The sequence below is a fragment of the Rothia sp. HMSC069D01 genome (assembly GCF_001810135.1).
Classification (GTDB): Bacteria; Actinomycetota; Actinomycetes; order Actinomycetales; family Micrococcaceae; genus Rothia.
Genome location: NZ_KV800108.1, coordinates 365,930 through 386,167, shown reverse-complemented (window position 1 = coordinate 386,167; position 20,238 = coordinate 365,930). Strand labels below are relative to the sequence as shown.

Sequence of the window (20,238 nt, the reverse complement as noted above, 5' to 3'; positions counted from 1 at the left end):
AGCTGTTTTATGCTACGGCATGTAGCTGTGTTCAGGCTGTGTCGCGGCGCGGGGTGTTTCCGAAGGCCCGAGAACCCCGACCGCTGGCGGGTTTCCCCTCATCAGAGCGTTTCTAGCAGTGCCGTCTAGCAGGGGTGTTTAGCAGTGCTGTCTAGCAGGGCGGCGGGAATGCCGCCTCCTGATGCTGACGCGCCTTAGACGCCAACAGGCTCAGCACCTCCTCCAGCTCCTCGCTACCGGTAGCAAACGGGTCCTTACACACCAGCGTGTGCTGCGGGTAGGCGTTGAGCTTCAAATGCACCCAATCCACGGTGAACTGTTCCCCCGCCGCAACCGCCGCATTAATGAAACGCGAACGCTGGGTCGCGCGAGTGTTCGGCGGCTGAGTCTTCGCCGCCTCCGCAGCGCCCTCAGGCAGGATGCGCTTGACCGCACCGCGACGAACCAGCGCATGGAAGACACTACGCTCCGGGTCGATGTCGTGGTACGCCAAATCCAGCTGACGGATGCGGGCGCTAGCATAATCGGCAGGCTGACCAGCCGCGCGGGCGCGGGCAATATACGCATCCAGAAGCTTCTTCTTAATCGCCCAATCAATCTCAGTATCGATGCTGCTGTAGTCGCCGGATTCGATAGCGTCTAGGGTGCGCTGCCACAGGTCCAGGGCGTATTCCACGTGGTGGTGGTGCGCGCCGTACTGCTGTACGTACTGGCGTGCCGCATCCAGGTAGTGACGCTGAACGCTCAACGCCGTGTAGTGCTTACCGTCCGTGGTTTCGAAGGTCGCGGTGCCGGTCAGATCGTGGCTGATAGCGCGCAGAGCCGCCGGGACGGACACGATATCCAGGCTCGTAACCGGGAAGCGGTCCTCGAGCATGCGCAGCACCAGGTCGGTGCTGGCAATCTTCAGCAGCACGGTCGGCTCCGCCATGTTCGAATCACCGTTAATGACGTGCATGCGACGGAACTTCGAGGCGTCGGCGTGCGGTTCGTCACGGGTGTTAATGAGCGGGCGAGCGCGGGAGGTCGAGGTCGATGCCGCCTCCCAAATGTGGTCGGCACGCTGCGAGAATGAGTACGAGGGCACGCCCGTGCTGGAGGCCGGGTCGGTCGAACCGGGCACCGGGCCACCCTGCGGGTGGGTCTTACCGGCGCCCACCAGAATCTGGCGGGTCACCAGGAACGGCACAAGCTGGGCAATCAGGTCGTTGAACTGCAGCTTGCGGCTAATCAGGTAGTTCTCGTGGCTGCCGTAGGAGTTGCCCGCCGAATCCACGTTGTTCTTGAACAGGTACAGTTCGCCGTCGAGAGGGCGGCCCTCGGAACCGGCGAGCAGGCGCTTGCGGGCGGTGCGCGCCAGGTCGGCGAAGAGCAGCTCACCGGCGCGTTCCTGTGCGAGCAGCTCGTCGATGCTGCTACATTCGGCGGAGGCGTATTCGGGGTGCGAGCCGACGTCCAGGTAGAGGCGGCCGCCGTTGGGCAGGAAGACGTTCGTCGAACGCCACTGGTCCAGTACGGGCTTGAAGAGGGCGGCGGCGGATTCTTCGATGCTCAGCCGGCCCATGCCGTGCGGGACGTAGCTGAGCCCGAATTCGCTCTCAATGCCGAAGATGCGGTGTTCCATGATGATGACCCGGCGCAGCGTGCCGGTTACTCGCCGCCCTTCTGGACGAAGCCGGTCACGAAGTCCTCGGCGTTCTCAGCGAGCAGGCCGTCAATTTCGTCGAGCAGGTCGTCGACCTCGCTCACGTCAGAGACAACGTGGGAGGCGGCGAGGGTCAGTTCCTGCTCCTGCTCGGCTGCAGTGGTTTCGGTCTGCTGCGCGCTGATGCGTTCGCGGCTCATGGTTCTCTCCTCAAGGGGTTTTCGGTTGTGGACAAATAAGTTTTTAGTGGGGTTGGGTGCGGGGTATAAGGGTTTTGGTACCCGGACCTTACTGCACCCCGCCTGTGGGTTATGTGGTTTTTACTCTTCTGAATGGGGGTATTCGCCCCGGGGAAGAATGTGAGTTTATGTGGGTTTAGGGGGTGTGCTGCTAGCGCAGGCGGTTCAGCAACGCATCCGAATGGTTTACCTCATCCAGCAGCGGCTCCACCTGGGCGGCACCGTAGCGGGTCGGCTCCATCATCGTAAAACGAGTCAGATCCTTCGAATACCTGCCGCGGCACGAGACCGTATCCCAGTTAATACCCAGAATCTCCTCCGGCCAACGCGCCATCAACGTGCCACGTAAAAACGCGCGCGTCTCACGCGGCGGCTCGGTCGTCGCACGCTCAATCTGCTCCGCAGAGAACAGCGTGCGCATACGGCCACGCGCCACCAGACGGTGATACAGGCTCTTCGACGGGTCAATATCAGCGTACTGCAAATCCAAAGCCTTCAACTTCGGATTCGCATAATCTACGCCCTGAGCGACATAACCGCGCACCAGCGCATACTTCGCCACCCAATCCAGACGATCCGCCAGCGAGAGCGGGTTGGTTTCCAGGGCATCCAGAACCTCACCCCACAGGTTGAGGATCTGCGCGGTCGCAGCATCCACACCCGCCGGGTTCGACTCCTCGTGCGCACGGGAGGCCTCATAGTAGGCGCGCTGAATCTGCAGGGCGCTCGCCGAACCACTCGTGGACACCGGGTTCGGCAGGGTCGCCGAAGACGGCGCCAGCGGCAGCTGAACCGACAGCGACAAATCGTGGCTGACCGCGTGCATCGCCGCCACCGGATCAGACAGACGCACACCCGGCAACACGGGGTGCTGCTCGCTGTGCGACTCAATCAGGTTCATCACCAGCGCCGCCGTACCAAACTTCAACAGGTTCGAATAGTGCGACATGTTCGCATCCGCCGGAATCACGTGCAGGCGGCGGTACTTCGACTCATCCGCATGCGGCTCATCGCGCGTATTCACAATCGGACGGCGAATCGTGGTCTCCAGGCCAATCGTGCGCTCAAAGAAATCAGCACGCGAACTAATCTGGAAACCCGGAACCTCACCGTGCGTACCAATACCCACACGGCCCGCACCCGTAAAAATTGCGCGGGTTGCAAAGAACGGCAGGAGCGCATCCGCAACCTGCTCAAACGGAACATCACGGCTAATCAGGTAGTTTTCGTGGGCGCCGTACGACTGGCCCTTCGAGTCGGTGTTGTTCTTGTACAGCTTCACCTGCGGCAAATCCTGCGCGTGGTTGCCCAGCTCCACCAGCGACTCGTACGCCAGCGCGTCACCGGCAGCGTCATAGAGCACCGCGTCGGCAGGGGTCAGAACCTCCGGCGACGAATACTCCGGATGCGCGTGATCCACATATAGGCGCGCACCATTGGGCAGAATCGCGTTCATGGTCACGCGGTCCCAGTCCAGACGCTCCGGGAAACCACCGCGGCCGTGCACACCAGCGAGCGCATCCAGGGCGCTACGCGGCTCGGCGGGCTCACCCGGTGCCTGAACGCCCGCCTCGCGCATAATCTCCAGGGCGATATCTTCACTGGTCAGCTCGGTGCGGGTGTGCGTCATCTGGCTTGAGTGGGCGGTGGATGCGTCCTGAACCTGACCGAACGCATCACGCAGCGGCGACTCAGACTCACCCAGCCACTGACCCTCGGGGGTTGCGGTCGAGTAGTTCTCTGCCTGGCGTGCCTGCTCGGCGGTCAGCTCATCCGCCAGGGCGCGGCGCTGCAGCTGCTCGCGGAAGGCGGCGCCGCGGCGGAAGGCGAGCTTGGCGTAGGTGTTGACTACCAGTGCGGACAGCACGGTCGGGTTGGTGCCCGGCGCGGAGGGGGCGATGACGCCGTACTCGGTTTCGGCACCCATAATGCGGTGCACGCCGTAGCTGGGGGTGGAGTTCATGGGGTTCTCCTGAAAAAATCTATACCATCTAAAGGCCTTGGACCTGCGGTAATGCTGGGTTGATGCGGGATAAGCGCGGGGTGTGGGCTGATCGCACAGTTGAGTGGGCGCGCGGTTTAGCGCGGCGGCTCCACCGACACCAGGCGGCCACGCACACCGGCAACGGTGAGCGCATCCTCAATATCGGGCAGCGGCGGCAAGTCCACCTGATCCTCAAACTCGGCGCGCACAGCCTCCAGCAGGTGGCGGGTGCCAATACCCACACCCGCCGCGCCATTTACCTCGGCCGCACCGGAAGCGCCGGCGGCGGTCAGCGCCTGCAGCTGCTCCTTAATCGCGGCCTTCTTCGCGCGGTCCACAATATTGCGAATCACCGCACCCGAGGCGAAGTCGCCGCGGTAGAGCGTGTGCGTGGAGAGGTGGCCGGTCGCGGCGTTCGAAGAGCCCACAATCATGGAGGAATCCACGGTCGCCACGGCGTACGCGGTGGAGGGGGTACGCGCGTACAGCTGGCCGGTTGCGGCGGCAATCATCGAGGTCAGGGCGGCGCGGACGGATCCGGCGGCGGCCACCTCCGCGGCGTCTAGCGGCAGGTCCTCGGTCAGGTACAGGCCGAAGATTTCGGCGGCACCGGCAGCGTCCGGGCGGTTAATGCGAATCTTCAGGTCCAGGCGGCCAGGGCGCATCACGGCGGCGTCGATGAGGTCCTCACGGTTGGTCGCGCCAATCACGATGACGTTCTGCAGTGACTCCACGCCGTCGATTTCGGCAAGCAGCTGCGGCACGATGGTCGTCTCGATATCGGAGGAACGGCCCGAACCGCGCATGCGGAACAGCGACTCCATCTCGTCGAAGAACACGACGACCGGGTGACCGGCCTCCGCCTTCTCACGGGCGGCCACGAAAATATCGCGAATCTGACGCTCGGTCTCACCGACGAACTTATCGAGTAGCTCGGGGCCCTTAATGTTCAAGAAGTAGCCGCGAGTAGCCGAACCCGGGTTCAGCGCGGCGGCGCGGGCGGCCAGGGAGTTCGCCACAGCCTTAGCGATCATGGTCTTACCGTTACCGGGAGGACCGTACAGCAGAATACCCTTGGGCGGTGCCAGGTGGTAGCGCTCAAAAATCTCGGGGTGCAGGTAGGGCAGCTCCACCGCGTCGCGGATCTGCTCAATCTGCGCGCCCAGGCCACCAATCTGCTCGTAGGTGACGTCCGGAATCTCTTCCAGAACCAGCTCCTGCGAACGAGAAGCGGGAACCTGCGAGGTCAGCATACGGGTGCGCGTGTCAAGGGTGACCGCATCCCCTGTGCGCAGCTGCTCAATATCGAGGGAACCAGCCACACGCGCCACCTGCTGGGCACCCGAGGACGTATCAACCAGCACGCGCTGCTCATCCAGCACCTCGCGCACGGTCACCACGTCACCGAAGGGTTCGGTGTCCAGGGCGAGCACCGCCTCCGTCTTGTCGTTGAGTAGCACGGTCATGCCGGGGGTCAGCGTGGACAGGTCAATGAGCGGGGACACGGGAATACGCATCATACGGCCGCTCACCTGAACATCCAGGTACGTATCAATCTCCGCCGGGGTCTTATCGTCAGCGACCTGCTCGTAGGTCATGGTCTGACCCTCATGCACCGCCAGCACAATCGCCGAATTCAGCGGCGGCATAACGTTCTGCGACAGGGACGCGCGCAGACGCTCCACCTGGTAGCGCATGCTGGTGATGGCCTCGACGAGCTTGCGGTTCTTCTCCCCCGCACCACGAATCTGTCGGCTCATATTGTCGCGGGTTGCCTCCGCCGCGGAGAGTCGACGCAGCACGGCGTCATACTCCTGCACGCTGACGGGCTGACTGCCGGGCAGGGAGGTCGACCCGAAAGCAGCCGAGTAGTGCGGTGCCGCGCTGGCTGCACTGTGGGCGGTGCCGTACTGGGGGGTTCCTGCCTGATCTGCAGATTCGTGGGTGGACACGGTAGCTCCTTTAGCTGTTCGTCCTAATCGGCGGCTACTCGGTGCGGGTGGTTGGGCACAGTGAGTAGCCTGGTGAGTGCACTGCGGGGGCTCCAGGCAACGCCCGTGCCCCCGCAGGTCAAAGGTGGTTCAAATTATTCGGCGGATTCAGTCGCCTCAGCTGCTGCGCTGTCGTTTTGCGCGGTACCGTTCTGTTCGAGCGCAATCTCGTTCGCGCGTGCGGCGTGAGCGGCAAGGTTCTTCGCATCGCGGGCTGCGCGGCGAATCTTCTTATCGGTCACCTCACGCTCACCCACGTTCATGGGAATCCACGCGTTCATATCCTCTTCAGAGAAATCAGTCTTGGACGCGCGACGCTTCGGTGCCAGACGCACCGCACCGTCAGCCAGGCGACGAGCCACGACCAGGAACGCGGTGTGTGCAACCATGCGGTGGTCGGGGCGGACCGCCAGGCCCTCCACGTGCCAGCCGCGCACAATGGTTTCGTCGCATTCGGGTTCGGTGAAGCGGCCGTCCAGGCGCATGCCCTCAACCAGGCGGGACATCTGGGTCACGGTCGCAACGTAGCAGATGAGCACGCCGCCGGGTGCGAGCGCCTCCGCTACAGCGTCCAGGCATTCCCAGGGTGCGAGCATGTCGAGTACGACGCGGTCGACGCTGCCGGGCTCTTCAACCTGCGGAAGGGTGTCCTGCAGGTCGCCGATGCTCAGCTTCCACGCCGGGTGGGGTCCACCGAACATGGTTTCGATGTTGCCGCGGGCGACGTCTGCGAACTCTTCACGACGTTCGAAGGAGTGCACGCAACCGTAGTCGCCGACTGCACGCAGCAGCGCGATGGACAGTGCACCGGAGCCGACGCCGGCCTCGACGACGCGTGCGCCGGGGAAGATGTCTGCCTTGACGATGATCTGGGCGGCGTCCTTGGGGTAGACGACGGCTGCGCCGCGCGGCATGGAGAGCACGAAGTCCTTGTAGAGGGGGCGCAGCGCCTGGTAGAGGATGCCGTGAGTGTTGGCGATGACGGTGCCTTCGGGTGCGCCGATGAGGTCGTCGTGCTTGAGGAAGCCCTTGTGGGAGTGGTATTCGCCGCCTTCGGCGAGGGTGATGGTGGTGATGCGGCCGCGTTCGTCAGTGATTTGGACGCGCTCGCCGGGGCGGAAGGGGCCGCGGCGGTTGATTGCGCCGGTAGGGGTGTGGGTGCCGCTGCTCACGGGGTGGTTCTCCTCGGGTTTGGGTCAGTCTGTGCTGTTCGCCGTCGCGGCGAACTGTGGACGGAAAAAATCCTTTTCTATTTTAGCGGAGTCTGCAAATCGGCTGTGGCGCATTACCCCGCAGTCGTGATAATGCGGCGGCTCCCCCGCCCGGTTTTATTACACCGCGGTAGAGAGCTGGCGCATCTATTGGAGGCGCAGAAAAGCGCAGGGCGGCAGCCACGGCTTTCACACCGTAGCGCCGCTCCTGCGCTTCAACATTTTTGAGCCCCTTAGAGGACCACGCCCAGGCGTGCCGCCAGGATGTCACGCACCAGCGCGCCACCACCGACGGTGGTGTCCGCCAGAGCCTTCACAGCCCACGCATCCACAGCCGCCAACGCCGCCGGAGCGTTCAGGTCCTCGCCGAGCGCCTCACGCACAGCAGCCAGCAGCTCAACAGCCGCCTCATCGGTGACACCTTCGGAACCCTCACGGCCCTCAGCCACCGACACCGCATGACGGTACGTATCCAGGCGAGCCTTCGCGTGCTCGAGCAGCTCGTCGGTCCAGAACCAATCCGAACGGTAGTGCTGGCCCATAATCGCCAGGCGAATCGTGTTCGCGTCCTCACCGGCCGCACGCAGACGCGAAACCAGCACCAGGTTTCCGCGGGACTTGCTCATCTTGTGGCCGTCCAAACCGACCATGCCGGTGTGCGCGTAATGCTTAGCGTGCGGGCGTGCAGACACAGCCCACGAATGGCCCGCACCCAAATCGTGGTGCGGGAAAGTCAGGTCGTTACCGCCAGCCTGAACGGTCAGCGAACCATCCACAAAACGGCGGGCAATCATGGTGCACTCGATGTGCCAGCCGGGGCGGCCTGCGCCCAGCTCGCCGGCATCCCAGCTCGGCTCGCCTTCACGCTCAACACGCCACAGCAGCGGATCCAGCGCGTCACGCTTACCGGCACGGTTCGGGTCGCCGCCGCGCTCAGCGAAAATCTCCAGCATCTCATCACGGGTCAAGTGGCAGACCTCGCCCGGTGCCCACGAGTAGCCCTCAGCGTTCGCGGGCAGCTCACGCACAGCCTTCAAGTCCAGGTACACGTCACCGTCAGGATGCACCACACCCTGCTCGTCAGTGAAACCGGGCACGCGGTACGCCAGGCCGCGGCGCAGCAAATCCTCAATCAGCGGGAACAGCCACTCAATGGACTCCACCACACCCACATAGTGCGCAGGCGGAATCACGTTCAGCGCCTTCATATCGGTGCGGAACAGCTCCGTCTGATCCTCAGCCAGTTCACGCCAATCAACGTTCGTCGCGGTCGCACGCTCAAGCAGCGGGTCGTCCACATCGGTCACGTTCTGCACGTAGGTGACCGGCACGCCCGCATCCAGCCAGGCGCGGTGCAGCAAGTCAAAAGCAACATAGGTGGAGGCGTGACCCATATGCGTCGCGTCGTACGGGGTGATACCGCAAACGTACAGGCTCGCCGCCTTATCCTCCTGAACCTGAACAATCTCACCGGCAGAAGTATCAAAAATGCGCGGCAGCGCAGCCTGACCGGGCAGAGTCACAGAGGCGGGGGCATCCCAAGCTCGCATGGGTTTCCTTTCTGTAAAAACGCCCACAACCGGTGGACGCGCCACACCCGCCGCCCAACCTCAAGGCATGCGGGTGCCAAAAAATCTACTCCAATAAGAATACCCGCCCGTGAGAAACTCACGGACGGGTATGTCATATCACGCTGAGGGCTAAAGCCTTAGAACGCCGAAGAAGTAGCGTTCAGAACGCCAGTGCCCAGACCAACGAAAATCAGGATACCGAGCGCAATGCGGTACCAGATGAAAATGCCGTAGGACTTCGAAGACACGTACTTCAAGAACCAGCCAATCATCAGGTAACCCACCACAAACGCAACCAGAGTAGCCACGATAGTCGAGGGAATACCGTAGTAGCCGGTCGCCTCCTCGCCGGTGACCACCTTGAAGGTCTTGTACAGGCCAGACATGAACACGGCAGGCATGGCCAGCAGGAACGAGTAACGTGCCGCAGCCTCACGGGTGTACCCCATGAACAGACCCGCAGTAATCGTACCGCCCGAACGGGAAACACCCGGGATCAGTGCCAGCGCCTGTGCGCAACCGTACAGCAGGCCGTGACGGAAAGTCAGGTCCTTCAGCTCACGCTGCTCACGACCAAAACGGTCCGCAAGGCCCAGGAACACAGCAAACACAATCAGCATGGTCGCCACAATCCACAGGCTACGGAACTGCGTGTCAATGTAGTCTTCCAGCAGCAGGCCCAGAACGCCGATGGGCAGGGAGCCAATAATAATCAGCCAACCCATGCGGGCATCCGGGTCATTGCGCGGTACACGACCGGTAAGAGCGCCAAACCACGCCTTCACAATGCGCACAATATCGCGCCAGAAAAAAATCAAGACCGCGGTCTCAGTACCCAGCTGGGTGATTGCGGTAAACGCGGCGCCCGGGTCAGCCTTCTCCGGCAGAATCTGGCCAACAATGTTCAGATGCGCCGATGACGAAATCGGCAGAAATTCGGTCAGGCCCTGAACAAAGCCCAAAATAATTGCTTGAATCCATTCCACGCATTCAAGGATACAGGAGGCGCACCCGCCCGGGGCGGTTCGCCGAAGGTGATGTGGAACCTCCGCAAACCGCCCCGTCCACACTCTGAAACGCTCAGGGTGCCGTTTCATGAGGTACACCGCGGTGCAACCGGGGCTTATCCACGGCTCATCAACGGTTCATCTACGGCTCAAAGAGACCGCGCAAACACCTCAAATACGCGCTCTCCGGCGCATCAAAGGTGCGTCAACGGCGCGCTCTCCGGCGCAAGCGTACTAGCCGCACGACCAGTCGAAAACACCAGTCTCAAAATCAAAAACAGCGCTACCGCACCCAAAATTCAGCACATCAAACTCATCGAACTCAATATAACGAGCCGTTAAATCATCCGGCAGAGCCTGCGCATAAAAATGAGTGCCACCCAGGTGAGTACCCACCGCAATCAGCGGCTTAGCCCACTCAAACCATGCCGAATCCTCAGTATCCCAATCGAAAGGACTCAGATAACCAGTCTGCGGGTCAACATTCTCAAACACATCACTGGGGACCTTACCGGCGTTCGGGTCATCCGTCGGAACCCACCCCACCAGAGCAGGCTTACGAGCCAGCGGCTGCTGCTGATCCGCCAAAGCCCAGGCGCTGAAGCTCTCCTCTTCACCACGATGCTCACCGGGCCGGCGCACATCCTGCGGCGGCTCCGTACGGGACGAGAACTCCTCCTCACTCAGGTACAGCACCGCAAACTCGGCATCCAAAATATCGCGCAACAACAACTGGTACGGATGCACCCGCGCCTGCGCATACTGCACTTCAAACGGGTCATCACTAGCAGCATTAGCAACACCCTCAGTCGCCTCATCCTCAGCGAACTGGCCATCACCGGCGAAGAAAGAGAACGCCACAACGCCCGGATACTTCTGCGCATCCGGCAGGTACTCCCCCGGCAACCTCACCGTAAAAATATGCTGCATCGGCAAACCAGTAAACGTACTGCGCGGCCACTGATCCTGCTCAATACCGGGACCGGTCGAACCCACCCAGCCGGCCTCCCACGCCTCGGTGGAACCTGCAGGTAGAGCAGTATCATCACCACCGCTCAGCTCATAATTCCAGGAACGGACAGAAGAATCGGTGCCCGCCGCATCAACGGGGCTAAACACCATCGCGTAGCTTTTCATGAGAGTTCCTCTCTGCAGATTATTCCCCCCACAGCACGCCGATGCACACAACACCTGCGCACATTAAACGACTAAGGGCGGGATACATACTCCCAGTATGCATCCCGCCCCCACATCATGCACGGTTAACGGTCATCAGCCAGCGGTCACCCGCAAACCTTGCACAAAGCATGTACGGCTATCGCCTACGCCTGACGCTCATCACGCAGCGCACGGTTCACAGCCGAAATCATCGCCTTCAAAGCCGCACGAGTCGTCGAGCTGTCCACACCAATACCCCACAGCACGCGAGAACCAACAGCAGCCTCAACGTAGCAGGCAGCGTTAGCAGTCGACGAAGACGACATAGTGTGCTCCGAATAATCCATCACGCGAATATCCACGCCCTCGCCCGAGAGGATGTTCTGCAGAGCATCCACCGGGCCGGTACCCGAAGCAGTACGAGTGTAAGTGTGACCATCAATGTTCAGGCCAACACGCAGAGTCGTCGCACCGGTATCAGCCGAATCAATGTTAATCGACTCAATACGGTACTTACCCCAACGGTTCTGCGGATCAGCAGCAGGCAGGTACTCATCCGCGAAGATGTTCCACAGCTTCTCGCTGGTCATCTCGCCGCCCTCAGCGTCGGTACGAGCCTGAACAATCTTCGAGAACTCCACCTGCGCACGACGCGGCAGATCCAGGCCGTGATCCTGCTTCAGCAGGTACGCCATGCCACCCTTACCGGACTGCGAGTTCACACGAATAATCGCCTCGTAGGTACGGCCCAGGTCGCGCGGATCAATCGGCAGGTACGGAACCTCCCAGTAGACCTCATCCACGGTCTTACCCGCCTCAGCAGCAGTACGCTCCAGAGCCTCAAAGCCCTTCTTAATAGCGTCCTGGTGAGAACCAGAGAACGCGGTGAACACCAGGTCGCCACCGTACGGCGAACGCTCGTGCACCTTCAACTGGTTGCAGTACTCAACAGTCTTACGGATACCGTCAATATCAGAGAAATCAATCTGCGGATCAATACCCTGGGTGTACATGTTCAGACCCAAGGTCACCAGGTCAACGTTACCGGTGCGCTCGCCATTACCGAAGAGGCAGCCCTCAATACGGTCAGCGCCCGCCAGGTAACCCAGCTCAGCAGCAGCCACGCCGGTACCACGGTCATTGTGCGGGTGCAGCGACAGCACAATGTGCTCGCGGTGGTTCAGATGGCGGTCCATCCACTCGACCGAATCGGCGTACACGTTCGGGGTAGCCATCTCAACGGTAGCGGGCAGGTTCACAATCAACTCGCGGCCGTTCTGGCCAACCTCCAGCTCCTCAGCCACAGCGTTCACCACGCGAGCCGCGTACTCAAGCTCGGTGCCGGTGAAGGACTCGGGCGAGTACTCATAGATGACCTTAGTATCAGAGATCATCTGCTCTTCGTACTTGCGGCACAGGCGCGCACCCTGCAGGGCGATGTCCAGCACGCCCTCCTGGTCCTGCTGGAACACCACACGGCGCTGCAGCACGGAGGTCGAGTTGTAGAAGTGCACAATCGCCTGCGGTGCGCCCTCAATCGCCTCAAAAGTACGGGCAATCAGGTGCTCACGCGCCTGCACCAGAACCTGAATGGTCACATCCGAAGGAATGTGGCCGTCCTCAATCAGGGTGCGCACAAAATCAAAGTCAGTCTGCGACGCCGAGGGGAAACCAACCTCAATTTCCTTGTAACCCATCTTCACCAGCAGCTTGAACATCGCAAGCTTACGGTCGGTGTCCATGGGGTCAATCAGCGCCTGGTTGCCGTCACGCAGATCCACTGCGCACCAGCGCGGAGCCTTCTCAATGACCTTATCCGGCCAGGTGCGGTCCGGCAGGTCAACAACAATCTGTTCGTGGAAAGGGCGGTACTTGTGTACCGGCATGGGGCTGGGCTTCTGGTGGTTTTTCATCATGAATTCCTGTGGGTTGGTCCGTCTCGCTCTACCCCAGTTTCGGGGCTCGTACCTGCCGGGATATCGGTCCCCCGGCTGCCGTGTTCAAGGCGGTGCATCAGAAAGGATGCGAAGGTGAGATGCCGCGTCAAAAAGCCGGAACGGTTGCGGCAGATTCTAGCGTGCCCCGTTCCGGCGAATAAGCAGCAGGTTCACTGCCTGGCGGGTAACCCCGCGCATGCTCTCACCGTGAATAGTCATACCTCCACGCTATCACAGCGCCCGGAGGCGGTGGCACAGCGCACGGGGCGCCGTCCATCATCTGGAAAGAATTAACGGCGAGCATTAACGACGAAGGGACGTAGCCACCATTACTGGCGCTACGCCCCTTCTATTCGTTATTCACGCAACTGCGCTACCAGCCACCCAGCAGTTCGGGCCTAGTAGGCGAAAGCAGTCTGGCACTTGTGCTGATCAGCAGTCTGACCGGTCGCGTTACCCGCAATCGCAGCCTCCTGCTTCTCCATCGCCTCACCGGACGGGAAGTCAGTACCGATCGTCACCGCCACGCCCAGAACCTCTTCAGTAGCCACCACGCGGGTTACGTTCAGCTTCGCGGCGATTTCCTTCGCTTCCGCCTCGTAACCGGTCGAGTAGAACACCGTGGTGAAGTTCGTCGGGTTAGCGGAAGTACCGGGAGTAACATTCGTGTAGCCCAGGCCCTCAATCACCGAAGCGATTGTAGCCGAGCGACCATCCAGACCGGTCGCGTTGTACACGTTCACCGGAACCGTACGATCGAGCTGAACCGGAGCGGCAGAAGTAGCCGGTGCCTCCGGAGCCTTCTCTTCCTTCAGCGACTTATCATCACGCAGACGCTGGAACACGTTCGCAGCATCCGCAGAAACCTGCAGGCGGTTCTCATCCTGGCTCCACGGCTCAGTCGGCACCGTCGCAAACACAACATTCGACAGATCCACGCCGCCAAGAGCCGCACCAACACCCACCAGAGTGCTGATATTACCCAGATTCTTATCCACCGTCACGTTCTGAGTAATCGCCTCAGCAATGTTAATCAGACGGCCCGGATTCGACAGAGTACCCTCGCTCTTCACCTTACGCAGCAGCGAAGACAAGAAGCCCTGCTGAGCCTGAATACGACCAATATCGGAACCATCCGAGAAGCCGTGGCGGCTACGCAAGAACGCAAGAGCCTGCTCACCCTCAACCGAAGAAGTACCGGCAGGAAGCTTCAAGCCACTGTACTCGTCATCAATCGGAGCGTCCACACACACCTGAACGCCGCCAACAACCTTCGACAGCTCCTTCACAGCGTTAAAGTCCACCAACATGAAGTGGTCAATATTCACACCGGTCAGCTTGCTAATGGTCGCCACAGTACAACCAGCACCACCGCGAGACAGAGACTCGTTAATCTGAACGTTCTCCTCGGCCGGGTACACGGTACCGCTCTCAGGGTCAGTACACTGCGGCACATCAACCATCAAGTCACGCGGGAACGACAGCACGCTCACGTTCTTACGGTCCTTGCTGATCTGCAGCAGCATCATCACGTCCGCGCGAGCCTCAGAATTGCGGTCATCCTCATCACCGTACGCACCGTTATTACCCTTACGGGTATCGGAGCCAATCACGAGAATGTCCAAGGCGCCGTTCTCCAGGCCGTCCTTGTAATTGCTGATGTTCAGCTCCTGAGTATGCAGATTATTGCGCATACGCAGAGCCAACACGCCACCAAAGCCAACAACAATGACGAGCATGCAAGCAGTAAGCAGAGCAATCCACTTATTGCGATTTGAAGTCATCACCGTCGTGCGCATATGACGACCGGTGCTTCGTAAACGAGGTGCCTGGGGCATACCTTTTCTCTTTCTGCCGGTGAGCAAGTGCTTTCTCAGAGTAACACTCTTCCCTATGAGTGCCGAATGAAAATGAAAAGTTTTCATCCGGAGGCATGCACATATTTCTGCAAGTCACCGGGTGAAAACTATGGATGCGCGCCCACCCCGAAGACAACCTCTCAGGGCCACCTTTCGGGGTGACCTCGCAGGGGTGACCTCTCAGCGCAAATTCTCTGGGCGATGCGCTCAGGAAAGCTACTAGAATCCCAAACGGTTCAACGCACGCGCGTCAGACTGCCATTCCTTCGCAACCTTCACATGAATATTCAAATAAACGCGGGTACCGAGCAGCGCCTCAATCTGCTCACGAGCCTTCGTACCAATCTTGCGCAGGTTCGAGCCGCCCTTACCGATAATGATGTACTTCTGCGACTCACGCTCCACAAACAGGTTCACGTGCACATCCAGCAGCGGGTTATCCGCCGGGCGGCCCTCACGGAACTCCATCTCCTCAACCGTCACAGCAATCGAGTGGGGCAGCTCCTCGCGGGCACCCTCCAGAGCTGCCTCACGCACCAGCTCCGCAATGAGGGTTGCCTCCGGCTCATCGGTCAGCTCACCCTCGGGGTACAGCGGCGGCGACAGCGGAGTGTACTGCGCCAGCAGGTCAGCAACCGCATCCACCTGGAAATGCTTCACAGCAGACACCGGGATAATCGCAGCCCAGCCGCCCTTACCGTCAACCGGCATCGGCTCAGCGACCTCACCGGCACGGCGCTTAGCCGCAGGGCCCGAACCCTTCGCGAAAGGCACAGCATCATTCTTGCCGCCCTTACCCTTGGGGCCCTTACCCTTCTGCTTCGCACGATGCGCGGCACGCTTAGCACGAGCCGCACGCTCAGCGCTCATGACCTCCTCGCCGAGCGCCTCAACAGCCAGCAGCTGCTCACGCAACTCCTCAGAGCTCACAGTGTCAGCCTTCGTCACAATAGCAACCACCGGCTTATTGCTCGACGCCACCAGCTGCGACGCAATGTAACGGTCACCCGGACCAATCTTCTCATTCGCCGGAATGCAGAAGCCCAGCACATCCACCTGCGAAAGGGTGCTCGCCACCAGGTCGTTCAGACGCTCACCCAGCAGAGTGCGGGGGCGGTGAATACCCGGGGTGTCCACCAGAATCAGCTGGTACTCGTCCTTGTGCACAATACCGCGGATCGTGTGGCGGGTCGTCTGCGGACGGTTCGAGGTGATAGCCACCTTCTGACCGACCATAGCGTTCGTCAGAGTAGACTTACCCGCATTCGGGCGGCCCACCAGCGACGCGAAGCCCGAACGGAAATTCTCCGGGTAGGTCGGTAGCGGGGTGCTCAAGTCCAGCATGCTCAAATCGAGCGGGGTGTACTCCTGGTCCATTGTGTTTCTCCTTATCAAACCCCGTGCGGGGTGTATGGGGTGCCAGCCTCATCTGCCTGCGCCTTCCGGGGCGGGGCGGCCGACTCAAAGTGTGTTAGGGAAAATGCGGCGTCTATGTTCGATATCTAGCGGTTGCCGTGCTGATCGGTTGCCGGTTCAGCCTCTGCAATATCTCCCGGAAGATCAGGATGCGCATGCGGCTCAGCCACAACGGGAGGCTCGGTATCCACGGTGAGGATGTCAGCAACCTCCGCGGAATTAGGCTCCGAGGAAGACGCCGCGGAACCTTCAGCGTTCTGCTGCTCATCACGAGGCGGCTCGTACCATGCCTGCAACATATCCACCTGGTGGCGGCGGCCCGACGAACCAATCGCACGAATATGAATACCGTCAATCTCAATCTCAGAACCAACAATCGGCACCATGCCCAGATGCTTAGCGAGCAGACCGCCCACCGTATCAACATCTTCATCCTCGAGTTCACGACCGAAAATCTCGCCCAGCTCATCAATACCCAGACGGGCAGAGAGACGGAACGTGCCGTCATCGTTTAGCGTGTAATCGGGGCGCTCATGGTCGTACTCATCAGAAATGTCACCGACCAGCTCCTCGATCAGGTCCTCAAGCGTGATCAGACCGGCGGTGCCGCCGTACTCATCAACAATGATTGCCACGTGCGTGGACTCACGCTGCATCTCACGCAGCAGGTCCATGGCGCGCTTCGACTCGGGCTCAAAACGAGCCGGGCGCATCAGCTCAACCACGGTCGGCAGGGCGGTACCCTCCGGAGACTCCGAATGCAGGATGAAGGCGCGCATCGCGTCCTTCAGGTAGAGCACGCCCAGAATCTCATCGCTCGAATCACCAATCACCGGCATACGCGAATAACCCGAACGCAGGAACAGACTCAGCGCCTCACGCAGAGGAGTGTCGCGGCTAGCGGTGAGCATGTCGGTACGCGGAACCATGAGCGAACGGATGCGGGTATCGTCCATCTCAAAGACGGACTGCACCATCTGCGCCTCGTCATCTTCAATGGTTTCAGCGTCGGAGGCGCGGTCCAGGAACTCGCGCAGCTCCTCTTCATCGAACACACCCACCGGGGCCTCAGCCGAACGTTCCGGCGCCAGGCGCACGCTGAGCTTATCGAGCAGACCAGTCGCCGGGCTCAGCAGAACCGACAGGTAGTGCACCGGGCGAGCCAGCACACGAATCGACGCGACCGGGCGGTTACGTCCCAGAGCACGCGCCAGCACATGCAGAACCGGGTAGCCCACCAGCGCAACGATCACGAGGGTCAACACGACGGCGAGCGCGTGCACCTCAACCAGGTTCAGCAGGCAGGTCATGGTGGCGAGCACCGCGGTGGCTGCCGCAATGAGGCGGGTCAGGCGCAGCGGGTGCGTGTACGCCTCGGAGTCACCGTCGAGGGTGCGCTGCAGGACGCGCGCACCGAGGGTGTCCGGGTGTGCCTCCACGGCTTCTTCCGCCTCGTTGTGCGGCAAGTAGGTGAACGCGGTTTCGGCGATTGCCGCGACCACGGTCAGGCAGAGCGCGAGAACGGCGAGGAGGGCTGTGAATAGAATGTCCACGCCGCTCCCCTAGTGTCGGGTTTCGACCGGTGCCGGGCGGCCCAGGAACTCTTCGAGGATGGAGCGCTGAATGCCGAACATTTCAGCTTCCTCTTCGGCGGTGCCGTGGTCGTAGCCCAGGCAGTGCAGAATGCCGTGGGTGGTGAGCAGGCACAGCTCGTCCAGGGTGCTGTGACCCGCGTCTGCGCCCTGACGTGCGGCGACGGGCGGGCAGAGGATGATGTCACCGAGCATGCCGCTGGAGGGATTTTCGGGGGTTCCCGGTTCCAGCTCGTCCATGGGGAAGCTCATCACGTCGGTTGCTCCGGGCAGATCCATCCACTCGATGTGCACGCGTTCCATTTCGTCTTCGTTCACGATGGCGATGGACAGGTAGGTGTCATCGGCAAGGTGCATGCGCTTGAAGGCGTGCTCGACGAGGCGGGTGAGCACCTCGGTGTCTACCGCTTCGAAAGATTCGCGGATGAAGGCGTCGGTTGCCGGGTCGGCACCGGTTGCGGGTTCTTCACAGTCGAATTCGATCTCTGCCACCGTTTAGCGTCCTTCCGGGGTGGTCTGTGCGTTGTCGGGGTTCTGCTCGGCGTTCTTTTCGGAGCCGCCGTTGATGCCGGCGCGGTCCAGCAGCTTCTCGGCTGCGGCCTCGATGGTAGCGCGCTTGACCTTGCGGTTGCGCTTGCGTTCCATCGCCTTCTGGTCTTCGCCCCACTGATCGTAGGCGGACACAATGTTCGACACCAGGGTGTGGCGAACCACGTCAGAGGATTCCAGGATGCTGAAGTGAATATCCTCCACGCCCTGCAGAATGTTGCGCACCTGCTTCAGACCGGAGGCGGCGCCACCGGGCAGGTCAATCTGGGTGATGTCACCGGTAATGACCATCTTCGAGCCGAAGCCCAGGCGGGTCAGGAACATCTTCATCTGCTCGGCGGTGGTGTTCTGCGCCTCGTCAAGGATGATGAATGCGTCGTTGAGGGTGCGGCCGCGCATGTACGCCAGCGGTGCGACCTCAATGGTGCCCGCCTCCATGAGCTTGGGGATGGTTTCGGGTTCGAGCATGTCGTGCAGTGCGTCGTAGAGCGGGCGCAGGTACGGGTCGATCTTCTCGTTGAGGGTGCCGGGCAGGAAGCCCAGACGCTCGCCAGCCTCCACGGCGGGGCGGGTGAGGATAATGCGGTTCACTTCGTGGGTCTGCAGCGCCTGCACTGCCTTCGCCATGGCGAGGTAGGTCTTACCGGTACCCGCCGGGCCGATGCCGAAGATGACGGTGTTCGCGTCGATAGCGTCCACGTACTTCTTCTGGTTAATGGTCTTGGGGCGGATCGTGGTGCCGCGGGTGGAGAGGATGCTGGTGGACAGCGAGTGCGCCGGGTTGCTCAGTTCGTCACCGAGCATGCCCATGAGGCGGTGAATGACCTGCACGGTAATCTGCGTGTCGTGGCTGGAGAGCACGCGCAGCTCGTTCAGCAGCTTAGCGGCGGTGTTGACGGCCTCGGAGGGGCCGGTGATGAGCACGTCCAGGTCCTTGGGACGCAGGCTAATCTGCTCGAAGTAGTCCTCGATAATTGCCAGGTGCGCGTCCTGCGGGCCGAGCACGGCAATCATTTCTGCGGCGCTCTTGAAGGATACGGTGCGTGCGGTCGAGAGAGGTCGGGAGGTAGTCATATGGGCTCCTTGGCTAGTGATGTATTTACAAGTATAGATGGGTGTGATGCGCCACGCCCTGGTGGATTCCTGTCAGCGGCGCTCTACCAGCGGCCCAGCACCACGTTCAGGGTGCACATGGCGGCAGAACCGGCGGTGGAGGAACGCAGCACCTCATCACCGAGCAGTGCCAGCTGCGCGCCGGCGTCGGTGAAAAGCTGCACTTCGCGGTCGCTGATGCCGCCTTCGGGGCCAACGAGCAGGTAGATTTCGTCGGGCAGGTTCTCCGCCTCTACAAGCTTGCGTGCCAGGGCGCTGAGGCGTTCGGTCGCCTGCTCATGCAGGATGAACACGGCGGCGGACTGCTCAGAGCCGGCAACTTCTTCAATGAGTTCGACCAGGTCGGCGGTGTTGTACAGGTCGTACACTTCGGGAATGAGTGCGCGGCGCGACTGCTTCGCCGCGGCGGTGACGGTGTTCTGCCACTTGGTGTGTGCCTTGGAAGCGCGCTCCCCCTTCCAGCGCACGATGGAGCGGTCCGCGCTCCACGGAAGCACACCGTACACGCCCAGCTCGGTGGCGGTTTCGATGGCGAGCAGGTCGCGGCCGTCCTTCGCGAGCGCCTGCACCAGGTAGATGGAGGGCACGCTGCGTTCCTCGCGCAGCTCCTGCACCTGCACGCTCACACCGTCCGCATTGATGGAGGCGACCGTACCGAGTGCGCGGCGGCCGGTGCCGTCACCCAGGTCAATGCGTTCGCCAAGCTCAAGGCGCTTGACGAGGGCGTGCTTGCCTTCGGAGCCTCCGAGTGCGCAGGTGGCGCCGGGGGTGAGTGCGTCGTATTCTTCCGTGCTGATGTAGAAGATGGGGGCGCTCATGGTTCTCCTTGAGGGTGCGGTTTGAAAGCGTGGGTAGTGTGCGGGTGGCGTGTGAAATAGGTGTGCTGCTTAGTGCGGGCGCGTACAGTGCTGTGCTGACAGCAGTGCTGACAGGAAAGCGGCGGGTGCGGGTTGAGTACCGCACCCG

At 61.3% G+C, this 20,238-nt stretch carries 15 protein-coding genes; all 15 read right to left on the bottom strand.

Annotated features, from left to right (window positions below):
• Positions 1 to 151: 151 nt before the first annotated feature.
• Positions 152 to 1,624: a Pup--protein ligase gene (gene pafA / locus HMPREF2710_RS06060; protein WP_070600131.1), complete on the bottom strand. Its 1,473-nt coding sequence runs from the start codon at positions 1,622 to 1,624 to the stop codon at positions 152 to 154.
• Between the two features lie 26 nt (positions 1,625 to 1,650).
• Positions 1,651 to 1,845 carry a ubiquitin-like protein Pup gene (locus HMPREF2710_RS06055; protein WP_005506016.1) on the bottom strand — a complete coding sequence of 65 codons (195 nt, stop codon included), beginning with the start codon at positions 1,843 to 1,845 and terminating at the stop codon, positions 1,651 to 1,653.
• Positions 1,846 to 2,035: 190 nt separating this feature from the next.
• Complete coding sequence (gene dop / locus HMPREF2710_RS06050; protein WP_070600129.1) at positions 2,036 to 3,847, bottom strand: depupylase/deamidase Dop; 1,812 nt, start codon at positions 3,845 to 3,847, stop codon at positions 2,036 to 2,038.
• 116 nt (positions 3,848 to 3,963) lie between these two features.
• Positions 3,964 to 5,820 carry a proteasome ATPase gene (arc, locus tag HMPREF2710_RS06045; RefSeq protein WP_070600127.1) on the bottom strand — a complete coding sequence of 619 codons (1,857 nt, stop codon included), beginning with the start codon at positions 5,818 to 5,820 and terminating at the stop codon, positions 3,964 to 3,966.
• 134 nt (positions 5,821 to 5,954) lie between these two features.
• Entirely contained in the window at positions 5,955 to 7,031 is a 1,077-nt protein-coding gene (locus HMPREF2710_RS06040; RefSeq protein ID WP_070543518.1) for a tRNA (adenine-N1)-methyltransferase, read from the bottom strand.
• Between the two features lie 272 nt (positions 7,032 to 7,303).
• Complete coding sequence (gene mshC / locus HMPREF2710_RS06035) at positions 7,304 to 8,620, bottom strand: cysteine--1-D-myo-inosityl 2-amino-2-deoxy-alpha-D-glucopyranoside ligase (RefSeq protein ID WP_070600121.1); 1,317 nt, start codon at positions 8,618 to 8,620, stop codon at positions 7,304 to 7,306.
• Between the two features lie 158 nt (positions 8,621 to 8,778).
• Positions 8,779 to 9,627, bottom strand: a complete 849-nt coding sequence (locus HMPREF2710_RS06030) for an undecaprenyl-diphosphate phosphatase (RefSeq protein WP_044145830.1) — start codon at positions 9,625 to 9,627, stop codon at positions 8,779 to 8,781.
• 255 nt (positions 9,628 to 9,882) lie between these two features.
• Complete coding sequence (locus HMPREF2710_RS06025; protein ID WP_070600118.1) at positions 9,883 to 10,785, bottom strand: hypothetical protein; 903 nt, start codon at positions 10,783 to 10,785, stop codon at positions 9,883 to 9,885.
• Between the two features lie 185 nt (positions 10,786 to 10,970).
• Positions 10,971 to 12,719, bottom strand: coding sequence for a 2-isopropylmalate synthase (gene leuA, locus HMPREF2710_RS06020; RefSeq protein WP_070600116.1), 1,749 nt, complete (start codon positions 12,717 to 12,719; stop codon positions 10,971 to 10,973).
• A gap of 422 nt (positions 12,720 to 13,141) precedes the next feature.
• Positions 13,142 to 14,581, bottom strand: coding sequence for an LCP family protein (locus HMPREF2710_RS06015; RefSeq protein ID WP_070600114.1), 1,440 nt, complete (start codon positions 14,579 to 14,581; stop codon positions 13,142 to 13,144).
• Positions 14,582 to 14,821: 240 nt separating this feature from the next.
• The gene (locus HMPREF2710_RS06010; protein ID WP_246824537.1) at positions 14,822 to 15,979 is read right to left on the bottom strand and encodes a GTPase Era; all 1,158 of its coding nucleotides are present in this window, start codon (positions 15,977 to 15,979) and stop codon (positions 14,822 to 14,824) included.
• 125 nt (positions 15,980 to 16,104) lie between these two features.
• Positions 16,105 to 17,571: a hemolysin family protein gene (locus tag HMPREF2710_RS06005; RefSeq protein WP_070600113.1), complete on the bottom strand. Its 1,467-nt coding sequence runs from the start codon at positions 17,569 to 17,571 to the stop codon at positions 16,105 to 16,107.
• A 9-nt stretch (positions 17,572 to 17,580) separates the two neighbouring features.
• Positions 17,581 to 18,102, bottom strand: a complete 522-nt coding sequence (gene ybeY / locus HMPREF2710_RS06000) for an rRNA maturation RNase YbeY (RefSeq protein ID WP_005505992.1) — start codon at positions 18,100 to 18,102, stop codon at positions 17,581 to 17,583.
• 3 nt (positions 18,103 to 18,105) lie between these two features.
• Positions 18,106 to 19,233 (bottom strand): PhoH family protein, encoded by a 1,128-nt coding sequence (locus tag HMPREF2710_RS05995; RefSeq protein WP_070600110.1) that lies wholly within the window; start codon positions 19,231 to 19,233, stop codon positions 18,106 to 18,108.
• A gap of 83 nt (positions 19,234 to 19,316) precedes the next feature.
• The gene (locus tag HMPREF2710_RS05990) at positions 19,317 to 20,090 is read right to left on the bottom strand and encodes a 16S rRNA (uracil(1498)-N(3))-methyltransferase (RefSeq protein WP_049349591.1); all 774 of its coding nucleotides are present in this window, start codon (positions 20,088 to 20,090) and stop codon (positions 19,317 to 19,319) included.
• Positions 20,091 to 20,238 lie beyond the last annotated feature (148 nt).